We start from the raw sequence: 6,296 nt of genomic DNA, 5'->3' as shown, positions 1-6,296 counted from the left end.
TGGGCCTACAAATCAATCAAGGCGCCGGGTTTGGCTGGTCCTTGTGAATCGCCTCGATCCCCGCCAACACTTCATCCGACAGCTTCAGGTCGAAGCTGGCGATGTTGCTGTCCAGTTGCTCCAGTGTGGTGGCGCCAATGATGTTGCTGGTCACGAACGGCTGCTGGGTGACGAACGCCAGGGCCATCTGCGCCGGGTCCAGCCCATGTTCGCGGGCCAGGGCGACATAACGGCTGCAAGCCGCTTCCGACTGCGGGTTGAAGTAACGCATGAAGCGGCTGTACAGCGTCAGGCGGCCCTTGGCGGGGCGTGCGCCGTTTTCATACTTGCCCGACAGGAAGCCGAACGCCAGCGGCGAATAGGCCAGCAAGCCACACTGTTCGCGGATGGCAATCTCCGCCAGGCCGATTTCAAAGCTGCGGTTGAGCAGGTTGTACGGGTTCTGGATCGACACCGCGCGTGGCCAGCCACGGGCCTCGGCCAGGGCAAGGAACTTCATGGTGCCCCACGGCGTTTCATTGGACAGGCCGATGTGGCGGATCTTGCCGGCCCGGACCTGCTCGTCGAGGGCTTCGAGGGTTTCCTCCAGTGGCGTGAAATCTTCGTCGGCCTTGTGGGTGTAGCCCAGTTGGCCAAAGAAGTTGGTGCTGCGTTCCGGCCAATGCAGTTGGTAGAGATCGATCCAATCGGTCTGCAGGCGCTTGAGGCTGGCATCCAGCGCTTCGACGATATGCCGGCGGTTGTGCTTGAGGTTCTTGTCGCGGATGTAGTCGATGGTGTTGCCGGGGCCGGCGATCTTGCTGGCCAGGATCCAGTCGGCGCGGTCACCGCGGCTCTTGAAGTAATTGCCGATGTAGCGCTCGGTGGTGGCGTAGGTCTCAGCCTTCGGTGGCACGGGGTACATCTCGGCGGTGTCGAGGAAGTTGATCCCGGCACCCTTGGCGCGTTCGATCTGGGCGAACGCCTCTGCCTCGCTGTTCTGCTCGCCCCAGGTCATGGTTCCGAGGCACAGGGCGCTGACGTTCAGATCGGTACGGCCTAGCTTGCGATAGTCCATCGGGGACTCCTTGGGCAAAACAATCATAAAAGCAGGTTGAAATATTTTTCGCAATCTGCATAATTGCGCACCTCTTTCTGCAGTGGAAGTGATGCGCCGCCGCCGAAGAATCTTGCCGTTGAACGGACGCGCCGACCCGAGCCCCCGAAAGCGTCTGTATCCGGCTGCCTTTGACTTGTCAAAGTACGCACTATTCAGTAAGATCCGCCGTCTAATTTACAGGGCGGCCCCTGAGGCTATAAAGAATGAAAACTTTTACTGCTAAACCGGAAACAGTAAAGCGCGACTGGTTTGTCGTCGACGCTGCTGGTCAGACCCTGGGTCGTCTGGCCACCGAAATCGCGAGCCGTCTGCGTGGCAAGCACAAGCCTGAGTACACCCCTCACGTTGACACCGGTGACTACATCGTCGTGATCAATGCCGAGCAAGTACGTGTTACTGGCGCTAAAACCACTGACAAAATGTACTACTCCCACTCCGGTTTTCCTGGCGGCATCAAGTCGATCAACTTTGAAAAGCTGATCGCCAAAGCCCCTGAGCGCGTGATCGAGACCGCGGTTAAAGGCATGCTGCCTAAGAACCCACTGGGTCGCGACATGTATCGTAAGCTGAAGGTTTATGCGGGCGCTGCTCACCCTCATACTGCTCAGCAGCCCCAAGAACTGAAGTTTTAACGGAATAGTTCATTATGTCGGCGACTCAAAATTACGGCACTGGCCGTCGCAAGACTGCAACCGCACGCGTTTTCCTGCGTCCGGGCACTGGTAACATCTCCATCAACAACCGCTCCCTGGATAACTTCTTCGGCCGCGAAACTGCCCGCATGGTAGTTCGTCAGCCGCTGGAACTGACCGAGACCGTCGAGAAGTTCGACATCTACGTCACCGTTATCGGTGGTGGTGTAAGTGGCCAGGCTGGCGCAATCCGCCACGGCATCACTCGCGCCCTGATGGATTACGACGAAACTCTGCGCAGCGCCCTGCGTAAAGCTGGCTTCGTAACTCGCGATGCTCGCGAAGTTGAACGTAAGAAAGTCGGTCTGCGTAAAGCGCGTAAGCGTCCGCAGTACTCGAAGCGTTAATTTCGCTTCCGCGTTCAAAAGGCGCCCAGTTCCTCACGGAGCTGGGCGTTTTTTTATGTGCGAAATAATTGCTCTGTGACAACTTGCCACATTCGTAGAGCCCCTATACTACAAGGCTTAGCGGTTTGGCCGCATGGTAATTACCTTGTCAGAATTGGGGCTTTTCATTACCATTCGGCAAAATTTTTATAAGTTCAGATTTTTACTTAGTAGACGCCTGATCTAACAGGCCACAAAGCTGATGGGAGAGGACTGAATGAGCAATGACGGCGTGAATGCAGGCCGGCGTCGCTTCCTGGTAGCAGCCACATCCGTGGTGGGTGCTGCAGGAGCGGTGGGGGCTGCGGTCCCGTTCGTGGGGTCATGGTTTCCCAGCGCCAAGGCGAAAGCCGCAGGTGCACCGGTGAAAGTGAATGTCAGCAAGATCGAGCCAGGCCAGCAGATGATTGCTGAGTGGCGCGGTCAGCCGGTGTTCATCGTCCGCCGTACAGAGGAGATCCTGGGGAATCTGAAAAAGATCGAGGGCCAGCTGTCCGATCCCTCTTCCAAGAACTCGGTCCAACCGGAATACGTCAACCCTGAAACGCGCTCGATCAAGCCGGAAGTCCTGCTTCTGATCGGGATCTGCACGCACCTGGGTTGCTCGCCAACGTTCCGTCCCGAAGTGGCCCCTGCCGACCTGGGCAAGGATTGGGTAGGTGGCTATTTCTGCCCATGCCACGGCTCCCACTACGACCTGGCGGGTCGCGTCTACAAATCCCAGCCTGCACCCCTGAACCTGCCAGTTCCCCCGCATTCCTATGAGTCGGATGACGTCATCGTCATCGGCGTCGACACGGAGAAAGCGTGATGAGCAAACTTATGGATTGGGTTGATGCGCGCTTTCCCGCGACCAAGATGTGGGAAGACCATCTCAGCAAGTATTACGCCCCGAAGAACTTCAACTTCTTCTACTTCTTTGGTTCCCTGGCATTGCTCGTTCTGGTCAACCAGATCGTCACCGGTGTCTGGCTGACCATGAGCTACACCCCGTCGGCCGAAGAGGCATTTGCCTCCGTCGAATACATCATGCGCGACGTCGAGTACGGCTCGATCCTGCGCCTGCTGCACTCCACTGGCGCGTCGGCGTTCTTCATCGTGGTCTACCTGCACATGTTCCGTGGCCTGCTCTACGGTTCGTACCAGAAGCCACGTGAGCTGGTGTGGGTCTTCGGCATGCTGATCTACCTGGCGTTGATGGCGGAGGCCTTCATGGGCTACCTGTTGCCATGGGGCCAGATGTCCTACTGGGGCGCCCAGGTGATCATCTCGCTGTTCGGTGCGATCCCGGTCATTGGTAATGACCTGACCCAGTGGATCCGCGGCGACTACCTCATCTCGGGTATCACCCTGAACCGCTTCTTTGCCTTGCATGTCGTGGCGCTGCCGATCGTGATCCTCGGCCTGGTGGTGCTGCACATCCTGGCGCTGCACGAAGTGGGTTCGAACAACCCGGATGGCGTGGACATCAAGAAGCACAAGGACGAGAACGGCGTACCGCTGGACGGCATCGCCTTCCACCCGTACTACACCGTGAAAGACATTGTCGGTGTGGTGGTGTTCCTGTTCATCTTCTGCTCCATCGTATTCTTCTTCCCGGAAATGGGCGGTTACTTCCTCGAGAAGCCGAACTTTGAGCAGGCGAACGCGTTCAAGACCCCAGAACACATTGCGCCGGTCTGGTACTTCACACCGTTCTACGCGATTCTGCGGGCGATTCCGGACAAGCTGATGGGCGTGATCGCCATGGGCGCGGCCATCGCCGTGCTGTTCGTCCTGCCGTGGCTGGATCGCAGCCCCGTCAAGTCGATGCGCTATAAAGGCTGGTTGAGCAAGATCTGGCTGGTGGTGTTCTGCATTTCGTTCGTGATCCTGGGTGTGCTGGGCGTACTGGCGCCGACTCCGGAGCGCACGTTGCTGTCGCAGGTTTGCACCTTCCTGTACTTCGCCTACTTCATTCTGATGCCTTTCTACACCAGGCTCGAGAAGACCAAACCGGTTCCGGAAAGGGTGACTGGCTGATGAAAAAGCTATTTGCTGTACTGATTCTTGCTGCTATGCCTGTACTGTCCTTCGCGGCTGAACACGGTGGTCCGGAGCTGGAAAAAGTCGACATCGACGTTTCCGATAAGGCAGCCATGCAGGACGGCGCGCGTACGTTCGCCAACTACTGCATGGGTTGCCACAGTGCCAAGTTCCAGCGCTACGAGCGTGTCGCCGATGACCTGGGCATCCCCCATGAAATGATGCTCGAGAAGCTGGTGTTCACCGGTGCCAAGCTGGGTGATCACATGACCGTCGGCATGCAGCCTGCGGACGCCAAGACCTGGTTCGGCGCAGCGCCGCCCGACCTGACCCTGGTGGCCCGTGTGCGTGGCACCGACTGGCTCTATGGCTACTTGCGGTCGTTCTATGAAGATCCTGCGCGTCCATGGGGCGTGAACAACAAGGTCTTCCCGAACGTCGGCATGCCGAACGTCCTGGTCGGCCTCCAGGGTCGCCAGGTGGTAGGCTGCAAACAGGTACAGATCGTCGAACACGGCAAGAAGCAGTATGATCCGCTGACCGGCACGGCCTTGACTCATGAAGCCTGCGACCAGCTGACCATCGTGCCGAACACCGGCAGCCTGACGCCGGAGCAATTCGACGAGAAGGTCAAGAATCTGGTGACGTTCCTGGCCTACTCGGCCAACCCGGTGAAGCTGGAGCATCAGCGCATCGGTACGTATGTATTGCTGTACCTGGCGTTCTTCTTCGTATTCGCTTATCTGCTCAAGCGTGAATACTGGAAAGACGTTCATTGATAAATGCTGTAAGCCGTTGCTGTTAATCGTGCGCGCCCAAGGGCGTCTCTGAAGGTGTAACGAGCCTGGTCGGCCAGGTGGTTACGGGAGACGCCCTCTGGGCGCGCTCGTTTTTCCGTTTTTCGATAATTTCAACAAGCGAGGAGGATCGCCATGGGCGTGACCAATCGGTTGGCCTGTTACTCCGACCCCGCCGACCACTATTCCCACCGGGTACGTATCGTACTGGCCGAGAAGGGTGTCAGCGCCGAGATCATTTACGTCGAAGCGGGTCGTCAACCGCCGAAGCTGATTGAGGTGAACCCTTACGGCAGCCTGCCCACGCTGGTCGATCGTGACTTGGCGTTGTGGGAATCGACCGTGGTGATGGAATACCTGGATGAGCGTTATCCGCATCCGCCTTTGCTGCCGGTGTACCCCGTTGCGCGTGCGAACAGCCGTTTGCTCATTCATCGCATCCAGCGTGACTGGTGCGGGTTGGTGGACCTGATCCTGGATCCACGGACCAAGGAGCCGGCTCGGGTCGTGGCGCGTAAAGAACTGCGCGAAAGCCTGACGGGCGTGTCGCCGCTGTTTGTCGACAAGCCGTTTTTCCTCAGTGAGGAACAAAGTCTGGTGGATTGCTGCCTATTGCCCATACTCTGGCGTTTGCCGATCCTGGGTATCGAACTGCCGCGGCCCGCCAAGCCGCTGCTTGATTATATGGAGCGCCAATTTGCGCGTGAGGCTTTCCAGGCGAGTCTGTCTGGTGTCGAACGCGACATGCGCTAAGGCTTAGGGAGCCGCTATGAACTCCAGTCGACCTTATCTGGTCCGCGCGCTCTACGAGTGGATTGTGGACAACGATTGCACCCCGCACATGCTGGTCAACGCCGAGTATCCTTCGGTGCAGGTGCCGCAGGGTTTTGCCAATGACGGGCAGATTGTCTTGAACGTGTCGCCGGCCGCTGTGCGTCATCTGCATATGGACAATGATGCTGTCAGTTTTGAAGGGCGTTTTGGCGGGGTGCCGCATACGCTTTATGTGCCGATTGCTTCGATCCTGGGGATTTATGCCCGGGAGAACGGGCAGGGCATGGTGTTCGAGTTGGAAGTACCGTTGGATGGCGAAGAAGAGTTCGAGGCGGATGATGATATGCCGCCACCGGATGACGAGCCGCCACGGCCTAGCGGGCGGCCGAGTTTGAAGGTGGTCAAGTGATAGGTCCGTTTGACAGCTGGATTATATAGTTGGGAAAGAGCCCGTGTCGTGAGATACGGGTTTTTTCTGAGCGGGGTATTGGCGTGTATATCCGTTTTTCGGGTGCGGCAACTA

The 6,296-nt window shown here is 57.9% G+C and carries 8 protein-coding genes; 7 read left to right on the top strand and 1 reads right to left on the bottom strand.

All coding sequences use genetic code 11. From position 1 onward, the window contains the following. Positions 1-16: 16 nt before the first annotated feature. Positions 17-1,057 (bottom strand): NADP(H)-dependent aldo-keto reductase, encoded by a 1,041-nt coding sequence (locus tag OC610_RS18920; protein ID WP_198796609.1) that lies wholly within the window; start codon positions 1,055-1,057, stop codon positions 17-19. Between the two features lie 245 nt (positions 1,058-1,302). On the opposite strand from OC610_RS18920, the gene rplM reads away from it, so the two are divergent. The 7 genes from rplM to OC610_RS18885 all read left to right on the top strand — a co-directional run bounded on the left by rplM (position 1,303) and on the right by OC610_RS18885 (position 6,182). After that, positions 1,303-1,731 (top strand): 50S ribosomal protein L13, encoded by a 429-nt coding sequence (rplM, locus tag OC610_RS18915; RefSeq protein ID WP_003205365.1) that lies wholly within the window; start codon positions 1,303-1,305, stop codon positions 1,729-1,731. A gap of 14 nt (positions 1,732-1,745) precedes the next feature. Next, entirely contained in the window at positions 1,746-2,138 is a 393-nt protein-coding gene (gene rpsI / locus OC610_RS18910; RefSeq protein WP_003228056.1) for a 30S ribosomal protein S9, read from the top strand. Positions 2,139-2,394: 256 nt separating this feature from the next. Then, positions 2,395-2,988 carry a ubiquinol-cytochrome c reductase iron-sulfur subunit gene (gene petA / locus OC610_RS18905; RefSeq protein ID WP_030138562.1) on the top strand — a complete coding sequence of 198 codons (594 nt, stop codon included), beginning with the start codon at positions 2,395-2,397 and terminating at the stop codon, positions 2,986-2,988. After that, positions 2,988-4,199, top strand: a complete 1,212-nt coding sequence (locus OC610_RS18900) for a cytochrome b (protein ID WP_139644895.1) — start codon at positions 2,988-2,990, stop codon at positions 4,197-4,199. Before petA ends, OC610_RS18900 begins: the two co-directional genes overlap by 1 nt. After that, the gene (locus tag OC610_RS18895; protein WP_264429803.1) at positions 4,199-4,981 is read left to right on the top strand and encodes a cytochrome c1; all 783 of its coding nucleotides are present in this window, start codon (positions 4,199-4,201) and stop codon (positions 4,979-4,981) included. Before OC610_RS18900 ends, OC610_RS18895 begins: the two co-directional genes overlap by 1 nt. 153 nt (positions 4,982-5,134) lie before the next feature. Further along, on the top strand, positions 5,135-5,752 hold the full coding sequence (locus OC610_RS18890; protein WP_030138559.1) for a glutathione S-transferase N-terminal domain-containing protein: 618 nt from the start codon (positions 5,135-5,137) through the stop codon (positions 5,750-5,752). 16 nt (positions 5,753-5,768) lie between these two features. After that, a complete protein-coding gene (locus OC610_RS18885; RefSeq protein ID WP_039591562.1) occupies positions 5,769-6,182 on the top strand; it encodes a ClpXP protease specificity-enhancing factor in 414 nt (137 codons plus the stop codon). The last annotated feature ends 114 nt before the right edge of the window (positions 6,183-6,296 follow it).

This window comes from Pseudomonas agronomica (assembly GCF_025917275.1).
In the GTDB taxonomy this organism is placed as follows: Bacteria; Pseudomonadota; Gammaproteobacteria; order Pseudomonadales; family Pseudomonadaceae; genus Aquipseudomonas; species Aquipseudomonas agronomica.
Note: the sequence above shows the minus strand (reverse complement) of the source record. Positions and strands in the feature narration are given on the sequence as shown.